The 19,132-nt window shown below is 67.3% G+C and carries 20 protein-coding genes and 1 tRNA gene; 8 read left to right on the plus strand and 13 right to left on the minus strand.

Annotation, left to right across the window (positions count from 1 at the left end; translation table 11 throughout):
• Positions 1-33: 33 nt before the first annotated feature.
• The 10 genes from FHR97_RS17575 to FHR97_RS17620 form a co-directional block, all read right to left on the minus strand.
• Positions 34-1,302, minus strand: coding sequence for a glucarate dehydratase family protein (locus tag FHR97_RS17575; RefSeq protein WP_183385095.1), 1,269 nt, complete (start codon positions 1,300-1,302; stop codon positions 34-36).
• Between the two features lie 40 nt (positions 1,303-1,342).
• Positions 1,343-2,260, minus strand: coding sequence for a 5-dehydro-4-deoxyglucarate dehydratase (kdgD, locus tag FHR97_RS17580; RefSeq protein WP_183385096.1), 918 nt, complete (start codon positions 2,258-2,260; stop codon positions 1,343-1,345).
• A 434-nt stretch (positions 2,261-2,694) separates the two neighbouring features.
• Complete coding sequence (locus FHR97_RS17585) at positions 2,695-3,690, minus strand: zinc-dependent alcohol dehydrogenase family protein (RefSeq protein ID WP_183385097.1); 996 nt, start codon at positions 3,688-3,690, stop codon at positions 2,695-2,697.
• Between the two features lie 141 nt (positions 3,691-3,831).
• Positions 3,832-4,671: a DUF2797 domain-containing protein gene (locus tag FHR97_RS17590; protein ID WP_183385098.1), complete on the minus strand. Its 840-nt coding sequence runs from the start codon at positions 4,669-4,671 to the stop codon at positions 3,832-3,834.
• A complete protein-coding gene (locus tag FHR97_RS17595; RefSeq protein WP_183385099.1) occupies positions 4,655-4,939 on the minus strand; it encodes a YeaC family protein in 285 nt (94 codons plus the stop codon). Before FHR97_RS17595 ends, FHR97_RS17590 begins: the two co-directional genes overlap by 17 nt.
• A 22-nt stretch (positions 4,940-4,961) precedes the next feature.
• Positions 4,962-5,813, minus strand: a complete 852-nt coding sequence (locus FHR97_RS17600; protein WP_183385100.1) for a rhomboid family intramembrane serine protease — start codon at positions 5,811-5,813, stop codon at positions 4,962-4,964.
• A gap of 165 nt (positions 5,814-5,978) precedes the next feature.
• Positions 5,979-6,980, minus strand: a complete 1,002-nt coding sequence (locus tag FHR97_RS17605) for a metallophosphoesterase (RefSeq protein ID WP_343065623.1) — start codon at positions 6,978-6,980, stop codon at positions 5,979-5,981.
• Position 6,981: 1 nt separating this feature from the next.
• The gene (locus FHR97_RS17610; RefSeq protein ID WP_183385102.1) at positions 6,982-7,863 is read right to left on the minus strand and encodes an NAD(+) kinase; all 882 of its coding nucleotides are present in this window, start codon (positions 7,861-7,863) and stop codon (positions 6,982-6,984) included.
• Between the two features lie 64 nt (positions 7,864-7,927).
• Complete coding sequence (locus FHR97_RS17615; protein ID WP_183385103.1) at positions 7,928-8,797, minus strand: carboxylate/amino acid/amine transporter; 870 nt, start codon at positions 8,795-8,797, stop codon at positions 7,928-7,930.
• 65 nt (positions 8,798-8,862) lie between these two features.
• A complete protein-coding gene (locus FHR97_RS17620; RefSeq protein ID WP_183385104.1) occupies positions 8,863-9,381 on the minus strand; it encodes a YqaE/Pmp3 family membrane protein in 519 nt (172 codons plus the stop codon).
• Between the two features lie 247 nt (positions 9,382-9,628).
• On the opposite strand from FHR97_RS17620, the gene FHR97_RS17625 reads away from it, so the two are divergent.
• From FHR97_RS17625 to putP, 7 genes are all read left to right on the plus strand, one after another.
• Entirely contained in the window at positions 9,629-10,036 is a 408-nt protein-coding gene (locus FHR97_RS17625; protein WP_183385105.1) for a CBS domain-containing protein, read from the plus strand.
• Positions 10,037-10,334: 298 nt separating this feature from the next.
• Positions 10,335-10,408 (plus strand) — tRNA-Gly (locus FHR97_RS17630).
• A gap of 58 nt (positions 10,409-10,466) precedes the next feature.
• Entirely contained in the window at positions 10,467-10,838 is a 372-nt protein-coding gene (locus FHR97_RS17635; RefSeq protein WP_183385106.1) for a hypothetical protein, read from the plus strand.
• 60 nt (positions 10,839-10,898) lie between these two features.
• Positions 10,899-11,699 (plus strand): AraC family transcriptional regulator, encoded by an 801-nt coding sequence (locus FHR97_RS17640; RefSeq protein WP_183385107.1) that lies wholly within the window; start codon positions 10,899-10,901, stop codon positions 11,697-11,699.
• 186 nt (positions 11,700-11,885) lie between these two features.
• Entirely contained in the window at positions 11,886-15,077 is a 3,192-nt protein-coding gene (gene putA / locus FHR97_RS17645; protein ID WP_183385108.1) for a bifunctional proline dehydrogenase/L-glutamate gamma-semialdehyde dehydrogenase PutA, read from the plus strand.
• 43 nt (positions 15,078-15,120) lie between these two features.
• Positions 15,121-15,243: a hypothetical protein gene (locus FHR97_RS20550; RefSeq protein ID WP_281380505.1), complete on the plus strand. Its 123-nt coding sequence runs from the start codon at positions 15,121-15,123 to the stop codon at positions 15,241-15,243.
• A 15-nt stretch (positions 15,244-15,258) separates the two neighbouring features.
• Entirely contained in the window at positions 15,259-16,749 is a 1,491-nt protein-coding gene (gene putP, locus FHR97_RS17650) for a sodium/proline symporter PutP (RefSeq protein WP_183385109.1), read from the plus strand.
• Positions 16,750-16,987: 238 nt separating this feature from the next.
• Here putP and FHR97_RS17655 read toward each other — a convergent pair whose 3' ends face one another.
• Entirely contained in the window at positions 16,988-17,296 is a 309-nt protein-coding gene (locus FHR97_RS17655; protein ID WP_183385110.1) for a hypothetical protein, read from the minus strand.
• 275 nt (positions 17,297-17,571) lie between these two features.
• Between FHR97_RS17655 and FHR97_RS17660 the strand changes: the two genes are divergently transcribed.
• Positions 17,572-18,180: an OmpW/AlkL family protein gene (locus FHR97_RS17660; protein WP_183385111.1), complete on the plus strand. Its 609-nt coding sequence runs from the start codon at positions 17,572-17,574 to the stop codon at positions 18,178-18,180.
• Between the two features lie 64 nt (positions 18,181-18,244).
• Here FHR97_RS17660 and FHR97_RS17665 read toward each other — a convergent pair whose 3' ends face one another.
• Together FHR97_RS17665 and FHR97_RS17670 are read right to left on the minus strand one after the other, a co-directional pair.
• Positions 18,245-18,745 carry a gamma-glutamylcyclotransferase family protein gene (locus tag FHR97_RS17665; protein ID WP_183385112.1) on the minus strand — a complete coding sequence of 167 codons (501 nt, stop codon included), beginning with the start codon at positions 18,743-18,745 and terminating at the stop codon, positions 18,245-18,247.
• A 7-nt stretch (positions 18,746-18,752) separates the two neighbouring features.
• A complete protein-coding gene (locus FHR97_RS17670) occupies positions 18,753-19,085 on the minus strand; it encodes a YqcC family protein (protein ID WP_183385113.1) in 333 nt (110 codons plus the stop codon).
• Positions 19,086-19,132: the final 47 nt, after the last annotated feature.

Below are 19,132 nucleotides of genomic sequence, written 5' to 3' on the forward strand. Positions count from 1 at the left end.
TCGGTTCAACATCGGAATGCCTCACATGAGGCGTCAGAAGCGAGGTACTTTCCCGGTCCAGCTGGGCTCGTACTTCTGCATCTCCTTCACATCGTTGCGCGAACGAATGCCACACTCCTGAAAGTTGCGCGCCAGTTGTTGCAGGGCGTCTCGATCCAGCTCGACGCCCAGCCCGGGCGCCTCGGGGACGCGCACGCTGCCGTCCTCGAAGGCGATCTTGCCGCCCACGATGACTTCTTCCTCCTGCCAGGGATAATGGGTGTCGCAGGCATAGGTGAGGTTGTTGATCGCCGCGGCGGCATGGGTCATGGCCATCAGGCTGATGCCCAGGTGGGAGTTGGAATGCATGGACAGCCCCAGCCCCCAGGTCTCGCAGACGCGGGCCAGATCCCGGGTCGCCTGGAGCCCGCCCCAGTAGTGGTGGTCGGAGAGGATCACGTCCACGGACTGCTTGGCGATGGCCTCGGGGAAGTCGAAGAAGCCGATCACGCACATGTTGGTGGCCAGCGGCATGGTGGCCGACCGGTGGACCTCGGCCATGCCGTCCTTGCCGGGGGCGGGATCCTCGAGATATTGCAGCAGCCCCTCCATCTGCGGGAGCAGGCGCTTGGTGGTCTCGGGCGTCCAGCCGCCGTTGGGGTCGATGCGCAGCGGATGCTCGGGGAAGGCCTCGCGCAGGGCGCGGATCGCCGCCAGCTCCTGCTCGGGCTCGAACACCCCGCCCTTGAGCTTGATCGACTGGAAGCCGTACTGGTCGATCATCTGCCTGGCCGAGCGCACCACGTCCTCGGGGGTCAACACCTCGCCCCAGGCATCGACCCAGTCGTCCTGGCCGAACCGGTGATGGCCGTACTTGTAGAACAGGTAGGCGCTGTAGGGCACAGCGTCGCGCACCTTGCCACCCAACAGGTCGCAGACGCTGCGCCCGGTGATCTTGCCCATCAGGTCGAGGAAGGCGACCTCGAAGGCAGCGAAGATGCGCGGCACCGTGGTGGCCTGGTTGGTTCCCGGCGCCAGCTCAATGCCACCCTCTTGAGACTTGCGGGAAACGGACTGCTCGACGATGGCCTTCAGCTCGTTGAGATGGAAGACATCGACGCCCTCCAGACGGGAGGCCACCTTCTGCAGTTGTGACAGCGTCTGCTCGTCGCCATAGGACTCGGAGAGGCCATAGCGGCCGTCCTCGGTGATCACCTCGATGATCGAGCGCAGCGCCCAGGGTTCATGGATGCCGCTGACGTTGAGCAGGGGCGGATCGCGGAAGGCGATCGGGGTGACGACGACGGATGCGATGCGGGACATAACCTTCTCCGGGGGAGGCGAGAAATGATGAAACGAGCGGTTACCGGCCTTCGGCCACCTCGATCAGCGAGGCGAGGGTCTCGCGCTCCTCGGCCGTGGGCATGCAAAGTGGCGCGCGCACGCTGCCCGCCGGGCGGCCGATGAGCTCGGCGCCGGTCTTGATCAGGCTGACGGCATACCCAGGCTGCCGATCCCTGAGCTCCACGAAGGGGAGGAAGAAGTCGAGGGTGATTCGCTTGACCGCTTCGCTATTGCCCTTGCGCAGTTCCTTGTAGAAGGTCACCGCCATGTCGGGGACGAAGTTGAACACCGCGGAGGAATAGGTATTCACGCCGATGGACAGGTAGGCCTCGGCGATGATCTCGGCGGTGGGCACACCGCCCACGTACACCAGCCGATCCCCCACGGTCTTGACGATCCTGTTGAGCGCCTGGATGTCGCCCTTGCCGTCCTTCAGGCCGATCAGGTTCGGGCACGCCTCGGCCAAGGCCTGGACGGACTCGGCATTCAGTAAGCCGTTGGCCCGGTTGTAGTAGATGATGTTTAGATCGGTCGAATCGCAGATCCGCCGCGCATACTCGACCAGGCCCTCCTGGGGGCACTCGGTCAGGTAGGGCGGCATCAGCAGGAGGCCGTCGGCGCCGGCCTCCTGAGCGGCGGCGGCGAAGGCCTTGCCGCTCTCGACGCTGAGGCCGGCGCTGGCGATCACCGGCAGCTTGCCGTCCACCGTCTCCACGGCGAGGCGAACGATCTCCCGGAACTCGTCGAGAGCGAGGTTGAAGAACTCCCCGGTGCCACCCGCCACGAACACCGCCGAGATGTCATGGCTGACGAACCATTCCAGCCGCCGCCGGTAGCTCTCCGCGTCGAAGCGGCCCTGATCGTCGAAGTCCGTGATGGGAAACGACAGCAGGCCGTCCCCGATCGCTTGTACCACTGCTTCTCTGGAAAACTTCACGCAACGTCCTCCTGCCTGCCTGGGCCAGGGGTCCCGACCGCCTCAAGATCTAGGCCAACAGCCCTTTTTTGTCATACATCATACAAACACAAAGCTAATCACGGATTCCGAGTCGGGCAAGCCCGATAGCGCAAATTACAACCAAAGTACAAGACGCTCTGCATGAGCCGACATGCGGCCTCGAAGCAACGCTCGATCGCGCCTGAGCTTGGGACAGGTAGCGCGACGTCACCATGGCGGTCCAGATGCCAGACATCCACTTAGAACGCAGGAAAAGGGGCCACCACCCAGGAAACCCGCACTGCCATGCCCAGCGCACCGTGGACAACCCGATCCTGGCCCTGAAGGGCGGGCGCCCGATCAACCCGGTCAACGGACCGGCCAGGCGGCCGACACGACGCGACCGACGGGAGGGGCTTCACCTGACGGCGCCCTCAGGGCACCAGCACGGCGGCGCCGGAGAGCCTGCCGGCGCGCAGATCGTCGAGGGCCCGGTTGGCGTCCGCCAGTGGGTAGGCGCGTGTCTCGGTACGAATCGGCACCGTCGGGGCCAGCGCCAGGAACTCCTCGCCGTCGCGGCGAGTGAGGTTGGCCACCGACGTCAGGTGGCGCTCCTCCCACAGCAGGCGGTAGGGAAAGGACGGGATGTCGGACATGTGGATGCCGCCGGAGACCACCATGCCCCCGGGACGCACCTGGGCCAGGGCGGCGGGCACGAGATCGCCCACCGGCGCGAACAGCAGGGCGGCATCCAGCGGCGCCGGGGGCGTCTCGTCGCTGCCGCCGGCCCAGGCCGCGCCGAGACGCCGGGCGAAGGCCTGGGCCTCGCGGTCGCCGGGCCGGGTGAAGGCATAGACGGTCTGGCCGCGGGCCAGGGCCAGTTGGACGAGGATATGGGCCGCGGCGCCGAAACCGTAGATGCCCAGCCGTCGCGGCGTGTCGCCCCCGGCGAGCCGCCAGGTGCGATAGCCGATCAGCCCGGCACACAGTAGCGGCGCGGCGGCCTGGGCATCCTCGGCCGGCAGCGGGAAGCAGTAGCGGGCATCGGCGACGCAGTACTCCGCGTAGCCGCCGTCCCGGGTGTAGCCGGTGAAGGCGGCCCGCTCGCAGAGGTTCTCGCGGCCGGCCCGGCACTGGGGACACTCGCCGCAGGTCCAGCCCAGCCAGGGCACGCCGACCCGCTGGCCGGCCGTGAGTTCCGAGACGCCCTCGCCCCGGGCATCGACCTCGCCGACGATCTCGTGGCCAGGCACCAGCGGCAGCTTGGGACGCTCGAGCTCGCCGTCCACCACGTGCAGGTCGGTACGACAGACGCCACAGGCCAGCACCCGAACCCGCACCTCGCCGGGGCCGGGCTCGGGGATGGGAATAGACTCGCAACGCAGCGGCTGATTCGAGCCGTGCAGGCGCATGGCGCGCATCTCGCTCATGGGACGCTCTCCCTCTGGAGGATCACGTCCCGAGCATAGTCCACCCCTTGGGCACCAGGTGTTTCTTGCCCACTCGACGAAAGCGATGAGCTTTTCCGGCGCCAAGCCGGGCTTGTCTGGCTGGAACTCCTGAAATGAGCTCTACGCCTCTACCGCCACCTCGTAGCCGGTGAACTTGCGCAGGTTGATCACGCCGCTATCGAGGATCAGGTACTGGCCCTTGATGCCCAGCAGGGTGCCGGCCACCTCGGGCGACTTGTCGAAGTTGTGGGAGACCACCTTGCGGGGGTGTTCGAGCACCGGGTACTCGAAGGCGCGCGGAGGGGCGTCGAGCAGGCGGATGGCATCATCGCCGAAGCGCTCGCGCAGGTTGGCGAGGCCACCGGCCAGGGCGTCGAGCAGGCGGTCGCGCTCGGCGGCCAGGTCCAGCGCCTCGGCCTCGCCCTTGAGCATGGCCCGCCAGTTGGTGCGGTCCGAGACCTGCTCCTTGAACAGCACCTCGACGAAGCCGGACTGCTGGCGGGAGTCCACCTCGAGGATGGGCAGCGCCTGCACCGCGCCCTGGTCGAGCCAGCGGGTCGGCACCTGGGTGGCCCGGGTGATGCCGACCTTCAGCCCCGAGGCATTGGCCAGGTAGACCACATGGGGCTGGAAGCAGTGCCGCTCCCCCCAGTCGGGCTCGCGGCAGGTGCCCTGGAAGAAGTGGCAGAGTTCCGGCTTCATGATGCAGGTATCGCACTGGGCCAGCGTCTTGAAACAGGGATAGCAGTGTCCCTGGCCGAAGCTCTTGCGGGTCGCCCGGCCGCAGTGGGTACAGGCGATGGCACCGGTCCAGGTCAGGCGCAGGGACTGGCCGAGGCGGGCATTGAGATCCAGGCGAGCCTCACCGGCCCGCAGGGTGTAACGGGCCGGCGAGCCCGGCTCCACGGCCATCTTGGTCAGGCAGCCCTGCAGGGTCGTCGTCTCAGTCACGGCTGGCATCCCGGGCCAGGCCGGCCAGCGTCGGCGAGACGTTGGCGCCGCTGCTGTCCGCGCCACAGGTGCGGCGCTCGAGATAGCCGACCCGGGCCGGCTCGGGCACGCCGTTCTCCACCTCGTAGCGCATCACCGCCTCGAGGCACAGCTCGGTCTGCTCGGCCGTCAGGAAGCGGCCATCCGGCCACTTGCGCAGCGAGACCGCCTGCTTGAGGCTCTCGTAGATGGCAGGGGTCATCTGCTGGATCATGCGCTCGAAGGTCATATCGCTCATGGCGGACTCCGGGGATACGGGCTCAACGGGGGGAACGGACACGGCGGGAATGATACCAGCCCAGCACGAGCCCCACGACCAGCCCCCCCACATGGGCCTCGTTGGCCACGTTGCCGAAGCCCACCACGGCGGCCATGTCGGTCATGGTGAAGACCATCCAGCCGAGCATGAACACCACCAGCATCTGCGGCACGAAGAAGCCGTCGCCGGGACGGCGGCGCGACATCAGCCAGACATAGCCGAGCAGCGCGAAATCGACGCCGGACATGCCGCCGAACAGCACGGTGCCGGTGGCGTACTGGGCCAGGTTGCCGCCGATGCCGGCCGCCAGCAGCAGGGTGAGCATGCGCCCGCGGCCATGCAGCGACTCCACCTGGCGGCCGAAGAACCACAGCCACAGCATGTTGAAGATCAGGTGCATCCAGCCGAAGTGCAGGAAGGCCGGTGACAGCAGCCGCCAGACCTGCCCCGAGGCCAGGGTCTCCGCCAGGCTGCCGAAGGCCAGCTGGCCCTTGACCACCCCCACGGGCACGATGGTCAGGGCGGCGATCACCAGGTCCCCGAGCACGCCCATCACGGCGAAGACCGCGAGGCACAGCGCCAGGGCCGTGGCGGTCACCGGCGCCTGGCGAAAGGGGATCCGCCACGCCGGCAGGGCCCGACGGGGCCTATGCCGCGCCTCGGGCATCAGGGACTCGCCCCGCTGCCAGCGCTCCACCAGGCGCTGCATGGCCGCCTGCTGGGCGGGATCGATCAGCCACAGCACCTGGCCCTCGGCCTCCTCGGTGAACAGGTGGCCGATGCGGTGGGCCCAGAGGGCCTGGCGCAGGTCATGGATATCGACGTCATGGGGCAGCAGGATCACCCGGTACATGGTCTCTCCAGCGGTGGACGAAGCGGCTGCGCCGGGCACAAAGAAAAAGTCCGGCGGAGGGGGCCGCCGGACAAGAGCAAGGGATCATTCAAGGGAACACCTACTCAGATAGGGGCGACGGCGGGAAGTTCGGTCCGCGGCGCGAGATTTTCGTAAAGAAATGTATCAATCGAAATCGATCTCCCAGGGCTGGGGGCGGGCCTGTTCCTCCTGCGGCACGCGGATCCACACGAAGTGGTTGGCGTCGAGGCGCGACTCGCCGCTCCAGCGATAGGCCACCAGGCGCCCGAACTTCACCGCACTGTAGTCCAGGCAGGCGATATTGGGCGCCGGCAGGGCCGGGATGCCCTCGCACCAGTAGTGGCCGATGAACAGCGGCGGCTCGTCCGGCCCGTAGAAGCTCAGCCGGGCGCGCTCGACCTCGGTCAGCTCGCGCCCTTCCAGCTCCCCGGGCAGGTTGTCCGGCTGGAACACCACATCGCCCCAGGTCCGGGGGGAGCGCGCCCAGAAATGCGCCCGGAAGCTGCGCCGCGTGAAGCCGTCGCCGGACTGGATCTGGATGCCCTCGGGCAGCGGGATGTGGCTGCCCCGCGTCAGCCGGTCGAGGATACGGAACGCCCGGGTGCCCGGCTGCACGGCGGCGGTCAGGAAATCGATGTCGATCCGGGCATCGGGACGCTCGCTGCGCAGTTCGTCGACCAGCGCCTGATCCCAGCAGGCATGCACCACCCGCAGGCCGTCGCGCTCCAGGCACAGCGGGATGTCCATGAACCAGGCCAGGGCGTCCTCCCACTCCTGGGGATGGTCGCGGTATTGCTCGTGGGTCTCCTTGATGATGCGGTTGTGGCGCGGCGTATGCTCGCGCAGCCACTCCCGGCCGAGGCCCGGCGGGGCTCGGTGGCTGTAGGCCAGGGCATTGACCTCGTGGTTGCCCATGACGATCAGCGCCTCGCCCTCCTCCACCATGCGCCGGGCGATGGTGACCGCCAGGCGGATCCGCGGCCCGCGGTCGATCAGGTCGCCGAGGAAGATCACCTTGCGCCGGGGATGGCGATAGACGCCGCCACGCTGATGATAGCCGAGACGCTCGAGCAGCGACGCCAGGGTCGCGCCACAGCCGTGGACGTCGCCGATCAGATCATAGCCTTCGAAGACGGCTTTGCTCACCTCAGTCTCCCAGGCGGTTGCTCCAGCCCAGCTTGCTGCGCAGGACCTCGTAGAAATTGTGCCCCAGCGGATGCACCAGCTGCACGCGCTGGGGCTTGCGACGGATGACCAGCACATCGTCGGGCTTGGCCACGGCCCGGGTCTGGCCGTCGCAGCTGATATGGGGGTAGGTCTGGTTGGTCTCGCCGATATGGATGCGGATCTCGCTGGCCGCGTCGATGGCGATGGGCCGACTCGACAGGGTATGCGGGAACATCGGCACCAGGGTGATCACCTCGAGCCTGGGGTGCATGATCGGTCCGCCGCCGGAGAGCGCATAGGCCGTGGAGCCGGTCGGCGTGGCGATGATCAGGCCGTCGCTGCGCTGGCTGTGGACGAACTGGCCGTCGATGAACAGCTCGAACTCGATCATGCGCACGGCCTTTCCCGGGTGCAGCACCACCTCGTTGAGGGCGTCGCCGTTGCCCACCAGGGCATCGTCCCGATAGAGCTCGGCATCGAGCAGGAAACGCTCCTCGATCTCGAAGCGCCCCGCGAGCACCTCCCCGACCCGTTCCTCGAGCTCGTCGGGGGAAATGTCGGTGAGAAAGCCCAGTCGCCCGCGATTCACCCCGAGCACCAGGGTGCCGCTGTGGCAGAGGGTGCGGGCGGCGCCCAGCAGGCTGCCATCACCGCCGACCACGATCACCAGGTCACACAGCTCGCCGATCAGGCGACGGCTGGCCTCGGGATGGCCATGGCCCAGCAGCACGGTGGCCGTGCGGTCCTCGATGATCACGTGGTAGCCGGCATCATCGAGGAAGCGGCAGAGCCGCTTGAGGGTCTCGACCACCTTGGCACTGCCCAGGCGGCCGATCAGGCCGATATTCTTGAAGGGTTGCATGCGCGGGTCCTTCGCTTCACGACGGCTCATTATGGCGATACGCCATGAGCCGGGCAAACCGCCCTCAGGCGGCCAGTGGCGCCCGGCGCCGTTGCCACCACTCGTTGAGGGCCAGTGACCCGAGGATGATCGCCCCGCCCAGGGCCAGGCGCGGCAGGTCGGCGTCGCGGTTCCAGATCAACAGGTTGACCAGCAGGCCGGCCGGGACCAGGGCATTGTTCATGATGGCCAGCGCACCGGCATCGACCCGGGTCGCGCCCAGGTTCCACAGGAAATAGCCGAGCCCCGAGGCCACCAGGCCGAGCCAGGCCAGCACCCCCCACTGCACGCCGCTGGTGGGCAGGGCCGTGGCATCGCCCAGCAGCAGGAAGGCCGGGGCGGCCACCGCCAGGGCACCGAGGTAGAACCAGCCGAAGACCGCGAGCCGCGGCAACGCCTCGGGCAGGCCGGCGGAGAGGCGCCGGTAGCCGACCTGGCCCAGGGCGAAGCACAGGTTCGCGCCCTGCACCACCAGAAAGCCCAGCCAGTAGCCGTCGTCGAGCCCGCGGTAGCGGATCACCGCCGCCCCGAGCACCGCCAGCGCGGCGGTGACGAGGTGGAAAGGGGTGAACCGCCGGAACAGGGCGTCGTCGAGCAGGGTGATATAGAGGGGCGTCAGGATGGTGAAGAGCAACACTTCCGGCACCGACAGCAGCAGGAAGGACTGGTAGAAGAAGATGTACATCAGGCCGAGTTGCACGGCGCCCAGCCCCAGCAGTGCCAGCCGCTGACGCCCCCTCAGCAGCGCCGGCCTCAGGAAGGGCAGGAAGACCAGCGCCGCCAGGGCGATGCGGGTCATCACGGCGAAGTAGCTGTCCACCTGGCCGGCCAGGTAGACGCCGATCAGCGAGAACGAAAAGGCCCAGAGGACGGTGATGCCGACGAGGTAGCCCAAGGTCAACTCCAGAGAAAATAAGGGGTTGACGGCGATTATACCCGTGACGTTCGCCCTGCCAAGGATCAGGCCCGACGCAACCAGTGGATCACGTAGACGACCCCGGGCACCCACCCGAGCAGGGTCAGGCCCAGGGCGATGGCCAGGCGACGGGGCCCGCCTCCGGCCAGGCCCATGGCCAGCGGCGGCAACAGGACCGCCAGGGCGACCAGGGCCGCGTAGGGTTCGGGCCGCACCGGGGCCTCGGCGGACGGGGTCACCTCGCTCGGCGCCTCGGCCTCGCCGGGCGTGACGCGGACCCGGTCGCCCGCCCGGGGGGTGAAGTGCTCCACGCCGCCGCCCTCGTGCTCCAGGGCCCGGCGGTGGGCCTCCTGGTCGATCTTCTGCTCCAGGTCCTCGGCGCCCTCGGCGAGGACATCGTGGTAGCGCTCCCAATCTTCCCAGTCATGGGGGGTGCCGGCCCGCGGCCGGTGATCGCTGGCCTCGCGGGCACGGGACCAGGCCTTCTCCTCCAGGGTATTGGGGCGCTCCCGGTCGCGCTCTCCGTCCAGCCCCTTGCGGGCCAGGTATTCGCGGGCATCCATCAGGCGCCTCCATCGGTCGGGGATGCGGCATTGTGGCATATTGGAGTGGATCGTCCGGCACGGGTTCCTGGCTGCAGCACCGTTGGCAGGCCGGCGAGGGTTATCGGGATGGCGACGCTGTCGGTCGGCTATGCTGAACATGAGACACGTCCGGTCCGGCCTCGCGTCGCGCGCCAGCGGGACCACGCGTCACAGGCGACGGGCAACGGGCGAGTCAGGTACCAGCGTTGGCACAAGGAGAACCGCCATGCCCAGCAAGGCTCCCACCATCGTGCGCGAGATCATGTCCCGCGACTGCTACCGGGTCACCGGCAGGACCTCGGTATCCACCCTGGCCGAAGGCCTGGCGCGACACCGCCTGCCCGGCGCTCCGGTGGTCGACGAACACGACAGGCTGATCGGGTTCATCTCCGAGCAGGACGTGCTCGGCAAGGTGCTGGAAAGCTCCTATCTCAACGAGGAGCCCCCGCTGGTGCGGGAACTGATGCGCAACGAGGTACTCGCCGTCTCCCCCACCAAGAGCATCACCGACCTGGCCCAGGAGATGCTCGGCGCCAAGCCCAAGGTCTACCCGGTCACCGAACAGGGCCACCTGGTCGGCATCGTGACCCGCCGTGATGTGCTCAGCGCCATCCTGCGCATGCGCCATTCCTGATCGCCTGCCCCTTTCCGATGCGGCCCCGCCCGCCCCCTTCGCCGGGGGCGGTGTCTGTTCATGCACGGGAGTCACGCAAAGAAAAGCCGCCCCAGCGGGGCTGAGGCGGCAAAGGATCGAATATGCAAGCCAGAACAACAGTGTTAGCGACTGCCATCGCGCTGTTGCCTGCACCTGTTCAGACAGTGTCGGCGGGGAAAGTTCGTCACGCCGAGGAAATTTTTTCACGTTGTACGTCCGGTACGCCGGCACGACCGGGGTTGTAATCATTAACCCACTGGATATACTGGGAAACCTCGCGGGTGTAGCTCAATGGTAGAGCAGAAGCTTCCCAAGCTTAAGACGAGGGTTCGATTCCCTTCACCCGCTCCAGCTCCCCTCGCGCCCTCGGCGTATCCGACCGGTCCACCGCCCCGCTCCCGAGCCCTCCATGGCCCTGTTCCTGACCGTCTTTCTCGTCTGCCTGATCATCTTCGGCGGCATGGTCGCCATCCTGATGCTCTCGCGCACGCCCCGCTACCGCACCGAGCCGGAGCACCTCCTCGAGGTGTTCGACAAGGCGCTGGAGAGCCGGGTCGGCGAGACCGAGTGGAACACCATCGTCGGCTACCCGGTGCGCCACGACGACTACCTGGAGGGCGTGCGACGCCGTGCCCAGCGGCTCATGGACGAACACGGTCGGCATGGCCGAGTCGCCCGCGGCAAGCCGCTGCTGGATGCCGAGGGCCAGGCCGAACTGGCCGCGCTGCGCGATCACCTGGCGGCCCGCACCCGACTCAGGCGCCGACACGCCGACCCGTGAGCGTTGACGCCGTTTCCGGTAGAATGAAGCGGCATGCCCCGACGCCGGAGGCCGACGACGATGGCCAGCGCCATCCGCCAGATTCCCCTCGACACCGCCATCCACCACCATGCCCACGATTTCCACCAGCTCGTGATCGGCCTGCAGGGTCGGGCCGAGTTCGAGATCGAGGGGCTGGGCGGCTCCATCTCGGCGCTCTCCGGCTGCATCGTGCCGGCCAACCACATGCACTACTACGCCGGCACGGGCGACAACCGCCAACTGATCCTCGACCTGCCCCACGACGCCCTGTCGCTGACCGGCCACCACCATGAACTGGCACGGCTGTTCGACGCGCCACGCTTCTTCGACCTGGACGATCCCCTCGAGCGCTACCTGGACTTCCTGCTCCACGAGCTGCGCCTGATGTCGCAGCAGGGATCCCTCCCCGTCGTCCAGCAGGAGCGACTGGCCTCGACCCTGCTGGGCTCGCTGCATGCCCGGCTGGCCGGGGAACCGCCATGCCGGGGACGGAGTCTCGATCTGGCGGCGCTGGACCGGTTCATCGATCGCCATCTCGGCAGTCATCTACGGGTCGCCGACCTGGCCGCGGAGGCCTGCCTGAGCGAGGCTCACTTCACCGAGCGCTTCCGCGCCCAGACCGGCCTGCCGCCCTGGCAGTACGTGATGCGTCGTCGCCTCGAGGCCTCGCGCCGCCTGCTGCACGAGAGCCACCTGCCGCTCTCCGAGATCGCGGCCCTGACCGGCTTCACCAACCAGAGCGCCCTGTCCCGCGCCTTCCGCCGCGCCTTCGGCCAGCCGCCCAGCCAGGTGCGGCGCCGCGGCCGCCAGCGGCTGGCCACTCCCGCCTCCCGGCCCTAGACCAAGGTCGCAGAAAGGTTCCCCCGCCGAGACAACATCCGCGAAATCGACAAATCCCGCCGGGAAATCGACAAGCAGAACCTAATAATCGGCCCTAACCTCATAGGATGCCCTCGGTCCGCGGGCGGCCATGCGCCGGCGGCCGGGACCTTACCCTGTGACGACGGGCTTTCAGCGGGGATTTTCATGCTCAACGCCAACAACATGCTGGATGACGCTACCTGGCGTCAGGATCTCGACACCCTCTTCGCACGGATCAGCGACCACTACGCCGTCGACGAGAACGCCTTCGTCGAGGAACTGATCAAGACCCTCGATGCCGATCGGCAGGACTTCACGCGGATCGCCGACAAGACCGCCGAGCTGGTCCGCGAGATCCGCGAGATGGACACCGCCGTCGACACCATCGACGAGCTGCTCCAGCAATACAGCCTGGACACCCATGAGGGCCTGATGCTGATGTGCCTGGCCGAGGCCATGCTGCGCATCCCCGACAAGGCCACCGCCGACGCCCTGATCGAGGACAAGCTGGGCCCGGCCGACTGGAAGGCCCACGTCGGCAAGAGCGAATCCTGGATGGTCAACGCCTCCACCTGGGGCCTGCTGATGACCGGTCGCGTGGTGACCCTGGACAAGCCCCGGGAGGGCAAGCCCTCGGGCTTCATCAACAAGATGGTCAACCGCATGGGCGAGCCGGTGATCCGCCGCGCCATGGTCGAGGCCATGAAGGTCATGGGCAAGCAGTTCGTGCTGGGGCGTGACATCGACGAGGCCCTCAAGCGCTCCCGGCCCCTGTTCGACAAGGGCTATACCTATTCCTACGACATGCTCGGCGAGGCGGCGCGCACCCGCACCGACGCCCAGCGCTATTTCGACGACTATGCCCGGGCCATCGAGCGGGTCGGCAAGACCAGCCGCTCGCTGTCCGACAGGACGCCGACCCCGTCGATCTCCATCAAGCTCTCCGCGCTGCATCCGCGCTACGAGTTCGGCCGCCGCGAGCAGGTCCTCGAGGAGCTGGTCGGCAGTGTGCGCGAGCTGGCCGGCCTGGCGCGCCGGCTGGGCGTGGCGGTGACCATCGACGCCGAGGAGGTCGATCGCCTGGAGCTGTCGCTGGAGGTGTTCCGCGCCGTCTACGAGAGCGATACCTGCCGCGGCTGGGGCCAGTTCGGTCTGGTGATCCAGGCCTATGCCAAGCGCGCCCTGCCGGTGCTGCACTACCTCAACCGTCTGGCCGAGCGCCAGGGCGACGTGATCCCGCTGCGCCTGGTCAAGGGGGCCTACTGGGATACCGAGATCAAGGAGTCGCAGCAGCTCGGCGTCGACGGCTATCCGGTGTATACCCGCAAGGCCTCCACCGACGTGGCCTACCTGGTCTGCGCACGCTTCCTGCTCTCCGAGGCCACCCGGGGGCGGATCTTCCCGCAGTTCGCCACCCACAACGCCCACACCATCAGCACCATCCTGGAGCAGGCCAACGCGGCGCAGCGCCCGTTCGAGTTCCAGCGCCTGCACGGCATGGGCGAGGCCCTCTACGACGCGGCCCTGAAGCGCGCCCCCGAGGGCACCTACTGCCGCATCTATGCGCCGGTGGGGGCCCACAAGGACCTGCTGCCCTACCTGGTCCGCCGGCTGCTGGAGAACGGCGCCAACTCCTCCTTCGTCCACCAGCTGGTGGACCCCAGGGTGCCGGTGGAATCGCTGTGCGTGCACCCGGTGGAGACGCTGCGCCAGTACGCGACCCTGGCCAACCACCGGATCCCCCTGCCCCGGGACATCTTCGGGCCGAAGCGCCGGAACTCCCGGGGCGTGAACCTGAACATCCGCAGCCAGTACCAGCCGCTGATGGACGCCATGGCCCGGCACATGGACAAGCGCTACGAGGCCCGGCCGCTGCTGGCCTTCGAGGTGGCCACCGACCCGTCACTGGTCCACGAGGTCACCAGCCCCTACGACCGGCGCCAGGCGGTCGGCTCGGTGCTGTGGACCAGCAAGGCGCAGGCCGAGCAGGCCGTGGACGCCGCCTGGGCGGCCTTCCCGCGCTGGGATGCCACCCCCGTGGCCGAGCGCGCCGCCATCCTGCGCCGCTTCGGCGACCTGATGGAAGCGCACATGGCGGAGCTGATGACGCTGTGCTCCCGCGAGGGCGGCAAGCTGCTCACCGACGGCGTCGACGAGATCAAGGAGGCGGTGGACTTCTGCCGCTACTACGCGATGCGCGCGGAGGAGCTGTTCGCCGAGCCGACCCGCCTGCCGGGCCCCACCGGCGAGTCCAACGACCTGATGATGGGCGGCAAGGGCGTGTTCGCGGCGATCAGCCCCTGGAACTTCCCGGTGGCGATCTTCTGCGGCCAGGTGGTGGCCACCGCGGTGGCCGGCAACACCGTGCTGGCCAAGCCCGCCGAGCAGACCTCGATCATCGCCCACCGCGTCATCGAGCTGCTGCACGAGGCCGGCATGCCGCGGGACGTGGTCCAGCTGCTGCCCGGCGACGGCCCCACCGTGGGCAGCGTGCTGACCCGCGACCCGCGCATCACCGGCGTGGTGTTCACCGGCGGCACCGACACCGCCCAGATCATCAACCGCGCCCTGGCCGGCCGCGAGCATGCCCCCCTGCCGACCCTGGTGGCCGAGACCGGCGGCATGAACGCCATGATCGTCGACTCCACCGCCCTGCCCGAGCAGGTGGTGGCCGACGTCATCCAGTCGGCCTTCCAGAGTGCCGGCCAGCGCTGCTCGGCGCTGCGTGTGCTCTATCTCCAGGACGACGTGGCGGACCGGGTCATCGAGATCCTCGAGGGCGCCATGGCCGAGCTGCACATCGGCGATCCCCGCGATCTTGGCACCGACGTGGGCCCGGTCATCGACGAGGATGCCCGCAAGAACCTCCAGGCGCATATCGACAGGCTCAAGGGCGAGGGCCGCCTGCTGGCCGAGACCCGGCTCGATGCAGCCCATACCGCCAACGGCACCTTCATCGCCCCGACGGCGTTCCAGATCGAGGGCATCGATGCCCTGGAGCGGGAGCAGTTCGGTCCGATCCTGCATATCGTGCGCTACCATGCCAGCGATATCGACAAGGTGATCGCCTCGATCAACGGTCGCGGCTACGGGCTGACCTTCGGCGTGCACAGCCGCAACGAATCCTTCGCCGATGAAATAGCGAAGAAAGTCCGCGTTGGTAACGTCTACGTGAACCGCAATATCATCGGGGCCGTCGTCGGGGTCCAGCCCTTCGGTGGGCAGGGCCTCTCCGGCACGGGTCCCAAGGCGGGAGGCCCGAACTACCTGCTGCGGTTTGCCACGGAAAAGACGGTGACCGTCAACACCGCCGCCCTGGGTGGCAACGCGTCACTGCTCGCGCTGGGAGACGAGTGAGCCCCACTCGTCGTCAACGACAACAAACGGAAGGAAGCTTCCCATGATGGAAAACCACGCCAATACGGGCTCGACGTTCCCGCTCTCCCGGATCGTGATGCCACCCAGGGACACGATGGCCGGCATGCGTACCAACAACACGCCGGTTCTACAGCCGGCCGAATAAAAAGGAGACGTTCTCATGGCTATTGGTGTCTGGATCAGTCTTGTTGCTTACTTTGCGCTCATGATCGCCATCGGCTTTTATGCCATGCGCAAATCCACGTCCACGTCTGAGGATTACATGCTGGGTGGCCGAGCCCTCAGTCCACAGGTAGCGGCCCTGTCGGCCGGTGCGTCGGACATGAGCGGCTGGTTGCTGCTGGGTTTGCCCGGGGCACTGTTCGTATCCGGTCTGGGTCAGGCCTGGATCGGTATCGGTCTGCTCGTGGGTGCGTTCTTCAACTGGACGCTGGTCGCACCACGCCTTCGCGAACAGACGGTTCACTATGGTAATGCGATCACCATTCCGGAATTCCTGGCAAACCGCTTCCCGACCCGGGCGATGTCACTGCGAACGGTATCCGCTATCGTCATCGTCGTCTTCTTCGCGGTGTACACGGCGTCAGGCCTGGTGGCGGGCGGCAAGTTGTTCGAAAGCGCGTTTGCCGGAGTCATCAACATTGCTGGCCTGAGTGACTACGCTGCGGGCGTCGTCATCACGCTGGGCGTGGTACTCGCCTATACGGTTGTCGGCGGCTTCCTGGCCGTAAGCATGACGGACTTCGTGCAGGGCTGCATCATGATGCTGGCACTGGTGATCATGCCGGCGGTCGTGCTCTTCGGCGAAGGTGGCGGCGGTTTCGCCCAGGCGTCACAGACCCTGAATGACGTCGATCCCACGCTACTATCGTGGACGGAGGGGCTGACCCTTATCGGCTGGCTGTCTGCGGTGACCTGGGGGCTGGGTTATTTCGGTCAGCCGCACATCATCGTGCGCTTCATGGCCATCCGGACGCTGAAGGATGTTCCCGTTGCCCGTAACATCGGCATGAGCTGGATGCTCATCTCCCTGATCGGTGCGATCTCTCTGGGGGTGTTCGGCCGAGCCTACGCGATCCGCAACGGCATGAATGTCGAAGATCCGGAAACGATCTTTATCATCCTGGCGGATCTGCTGTTCCACCCGCTGATCACCGGTTTCCTCTATGCGGCCCTGCTGGCGGCGATCATGAGCACCATTTCCAGCCAGCTGCTGGTGTCGTCTTCATCCCTGACCGAGGACTTCTACCGCCTGTTCCTGCGTAAGGAGGCGACGGAAAAGGAGACCGTCGGCGTCGGCCGGATCAGTGTCGTACTGGTGGGTCTGGTAGCCGCCGTCATTGCGTCCGATCCTGACTCTCAGGTGCTGGGGCTGGTCAGTAACGCCTGGGCAGGCTTCGGTGCGGCGTTCGGCCCGCTCATCATCCTGTCGCTGATGTGGTCGCGCACGAACGGCGCCGGCGCCATCGCGGGCATGGTGGTGGGTGCCGTCACCGTCATGATCTGGATTTCACTGGGCTGGAACGGAGAGTTCATGGGGGGGCCCGGTGTGTACGAGATCATTCCTGGCTTCATCGCTGCCTTCATTGCCATCCTGGTGGTGAGCAGCGTGACTGCCGATGCCGGTGAATATCAGAAAATCTCTCGCTGAAAGAGCGCGCATAACGCCCTCAAGGTAGTGGAAGGGCTCCTGCGGGAGCCCTTTTTCATGTCCGCTACTACACGGCCAACCGAATCCGTATGGCCGCCGCCCTACCCCCTGTACTGCCCACCCCAGTCGCGCTCCGCCGCGTGATCGCCACCCGGCCTGTGCCGTTGGCGACTCGTGAGTCCGCTGACCGGGTCTCGACGAGAGACGCCGCCTTGGGGCGGCTTCCCTGTTTCCGGCCTCAGCCCCGGACGCCGAGCCCCGCCACCACCAGCGCGAATCCCCACAGGGCCAGGCGACTCCAGCGTGCCCCGGCCTGCCGCCACAGCCAGCCCTCCCCGACCTCGAGCGTCAACGGGCGCACGAAGGCGGCTCCCAGGCCCCAGGCCCCGATGCCGACCAGGGGCCAGCGCCAGGCCGGTGGCAGGGCCTGGAGGGTCTCGGGTCGCAGCAGCAACCAGATGGCGATCCCCGCCGCCAACAGCAGCAGGGTCAGGGGTTGTTCCAGCAGGCCGGGACGCGGCCCGGCGAAGAGAGTCCTGCCACGCATGAGAGGCTCCGCTCGTGTCGTTCCCCCTAAGTGAAGCCGAAACCCGGCCAGCCAGCGAGGCAGGGTGCAGGAAATGTGCAAAAATTGTACAAAACCTGCATCATCGGGCCGGGATGGCGACATGCTCTCATGAATAATGCGCATATGATCCGATAAGCGCCATAGAAAAATTCTACAAGACGTTTAGAAACACTGTTCGCTATGATTGTCATCACTGGTGCGGCGGCGCCGAATGTCTCGGCGTCGGCACCCTGGATGACACAGGGAGGACTCCCATGAAAACGCCCCGTCTTATCACCGCTGCCGCCCTCGCCACGGCCGGCATCCTCGCCACCCAGACCGCCATGGCCTACCAGGCCGGCGACCTCTATGTACGCGGCGGCGTCGCCAAGAGTGAGGTCAAGGATGACAACGGCCAGGCAGCCGGTGGCGACCTGGACATCTCCGACGAGCGCGGCTTCACGTACGGGCTGGGCTACCAGTTCCACGACCAGCTGGGCGTCGAGCTCAACGGCTCCCAGGACATCGAGCACGACCTCACCGTGAGCGGTGTGGACGCCGGCTCGGTCGACCGTCGCCCGGTCAACCTGATGCTCAACTACTACCCGCTGGGTGGCACCGACTCCCGGGTACAGCCCTACGCCGGGGCCGGACTGAACTACACCTACTTCAATGACGAGACCGCCTCGGGCCTCGAGATCGAGGACTCCTATGGTGCCGCCGCCCAGGTGGGCCTGGACTTCGCGGTCACCGACTATCTACTGGTCGGTGCCTTCGCCAACTACGCCGACGTCGACGCCGACGTGGAGGTCAACGGCAGCGATGCCGGCGAGGCCGAGATCGACCCGCTGACCGTGGGCGGCGGCGTGACCTTCCGCTTCTGAGCGAGCACCAGCCCCGACAGACGAAGGCCCGCCGTTCGGCGGGCCTTCCGTCGTGAGGGGTAGCCTAGCGGGGCGTGTGGCGGGACAGCCCCAGCGCGGCCAGGGTGGCATCATCCAGGCCGTGCAACGCCTCCACCCCGGCGAGCCGTGCATGATATTCGCCGCTCAGGAAGGGTTCTCCCGCCAGCAGGTGCTCGAGGTATTCCCGGGCCGGCCTGAGCGCCTCGGCCGTGGTACCGGGGGCGGCGATGTAGACCCAGGCCTCGATGGCCCCGAGCTCGGTATGGATCGGCAGGCGATGCCGGTCATAGTCGTGGGGGTAGCCCTCGAAGGGATCCATCAGGTGGATCTGCTCGGGCGCGACCAGTTCGTAGAGCGCGCCCTCCACCCGCCCCCCGGGAGCGGGCACCACATTGGCATGGCTGATGCCCGCCACCCGGGAGGCCTTGTCGAAGCGCAGCCCGTGATCGGCCAGCATCCCGGGCAGCGCGCGACGGGTCGTGCCGATCCGCGCCTCCACCCGGGCCGGGTTCATGTTGCTGCCATAGGCGAAGTAATAGGACATAGGCGTCTCAGTTCTCGGTGACCAGTCGGTCGATCCGCTCGACCACCTTGCACATCAGCACGCGCTCGCTGGTCCGGGCACCTTCCTGGATCAGGTAGGCGTCCACCGCGGGGGCCACGTCGCAGGTCGACGGCAGCGGTGCGCGCGCCTCCACCAGCGCCTCCAGCCGGGCGATGAACACGAAACGCAGCCACTGGGGCAACGCCATGGTGTCGATGCAGAACGGCTGGGGGCTGTCGAAGGCCTCGGGCTCGGGGCGCTCCATGCGCCACATGTCGGCCGCCTTCATGGTGGACTCGAGTTCGCGCAAAGCCTGATCGAGTTCCTCGTGTACGCTCATGGGATGTCGCTCCGGTCGGTCTGTATTCCCATTATCCCGCCTCGACG

The organism is Halomonas stenophila, from assembly GCF_014192275.1.
GTDB classification, from domain to species: Bacteria; Pseudomonadota; Gammaproteobacteria; order Pseudomonadales; family Halomonadaceae; genus Halomonas; species Halomonas stenophila.

What these genes read in the sequence shown, in the direction of transcription:
- FHR97_RS17575 (WP_183385095.1), bottom strand. Translation starts at nt 1,302, where the DNA reads ATGTCCCGCATCGCATCCGTCGTCGTCACCCCGATCGCCTTCCGCGAT.
- FHR97_RS17585 (WP_183385097.1), bottom strand. Translation starts at nt 3,690, where the DNA reads ATGAGCGAGATGCGCGCCATGCGCCTGCACGGCTCGAATCAGCCGCTG.
- FHR97_RS17590 (WP_183385098.1), bottom strand. Translation starts at nt 4,671, where the DNA reads ATGCCAGCCGTGACTGAGACGACGACCCTGCAGGGCTGCCTGACCAAG.
- FHR97_RS17595 (WP_183385099.1), bottom strand. Translation starts at nt 4,939, where the DNA reads ATGAGCGATATGACCTTCGAGCGCATGATCCAGCAGATGACCCCTGCC.
- FHR97_RS17600 (WP_183385100.1), bottom strand. Translation starts at nt 5,813, where the DNA reads ATGTACCGGGTGATCCTGCTGCCCCATGACGTCGATATCCATGACCTG.
- FHR97_RS17610 (WP_183385102.1), bottom strand. Translation starts at nt 7,863, where the DNA reads ATGCAACCCTTCAAGAATATCGGCCTGATCGGCCGCCTGGGCAGTGCC.
- FHR97_RS17620 (WP_183385104.1), bottom strand. Translation starts at nt 9,381, where the DNA reads ATGGATGCCCGCGAATACCTGGCCCGCAAGGGGCTGGACGGAGAGCGC.
- FHR97_RS17625 (WP_183385105.1), top strand. Translation starts at nt 9,629, where the DNA reads ATGCCCAGCAAGGCTCCCACCATCGTGCGCGAGATCATGTCCCGCGAC.
- FHR97_RS17635 (WP_183385106.1), top strand. Translation starts at nt 10,467, where the DNA reads ATGGCCCTGTTCCTGACCGTCTTTCTCGTCTGCCTGATCATCTTCGGC.
- FHR97_RS17640 (WP_183385107.1), top strand. Translation starts at nt 10,899, where the DNA reads ATGGCCAGCGCCATCCGCCAGATTCCCCTCGACACCGCCATCCACCAC.
- putA (WP_183385108.1), top strand. Translation starts at nt 11,886, where the DNA reads ATGCTCAACGCCAACAACATGCTGGATGACGCTACCTGGCGTCAGGAT.
- FHR97_RS20550 (WP_281380505.1), top strand. Translation starts at nt 15,121, where the DNA reads ATGATGGAAAACCACGCCAATACGGGCTCGACGTTCCCGCTCTCCCGG.
- putP (WP_183385109.1), top strand. Translation starts at nt 15,259, where the DNA reads ATGGCTATTGGTGTCTGGATCAGTCTTGTTGCTTACTTTGCGCTCATG.
- FHR97_RS17655 (WP_183385110.1), bottom strand. Translation starts at nt 17,296, where the DNA reads ATGCGTGGCAGGACTCTCTTCGCCGGGCCGCGTCCCGGCCTGCTGGAA.
- FHR97_RS17660 (WP_183385111.1), top strand. Translation starts at nt 17,572, where the DNA reads ATGAAAACGCCCCGTCTTATCACCGCTGCCGCCCTCGCCACGGCCGGC.
- FHR97_RS17665 (WP_183385112.1), bottom strand. Translation starts at nt 18,745, where the DNA reads ATGTCCTATTACTTCGCCTATGGCAGCAACATGAACCCGGCCCGGGTG.
- FHR97_RS17670 (WP_183385113.1), bottom strand. Translation starts at nt 19,085, where the DNA reads ATGAGCGTACACGAGGAACTCGATCAGGCTTTGCGCGAACTCGAGTCC.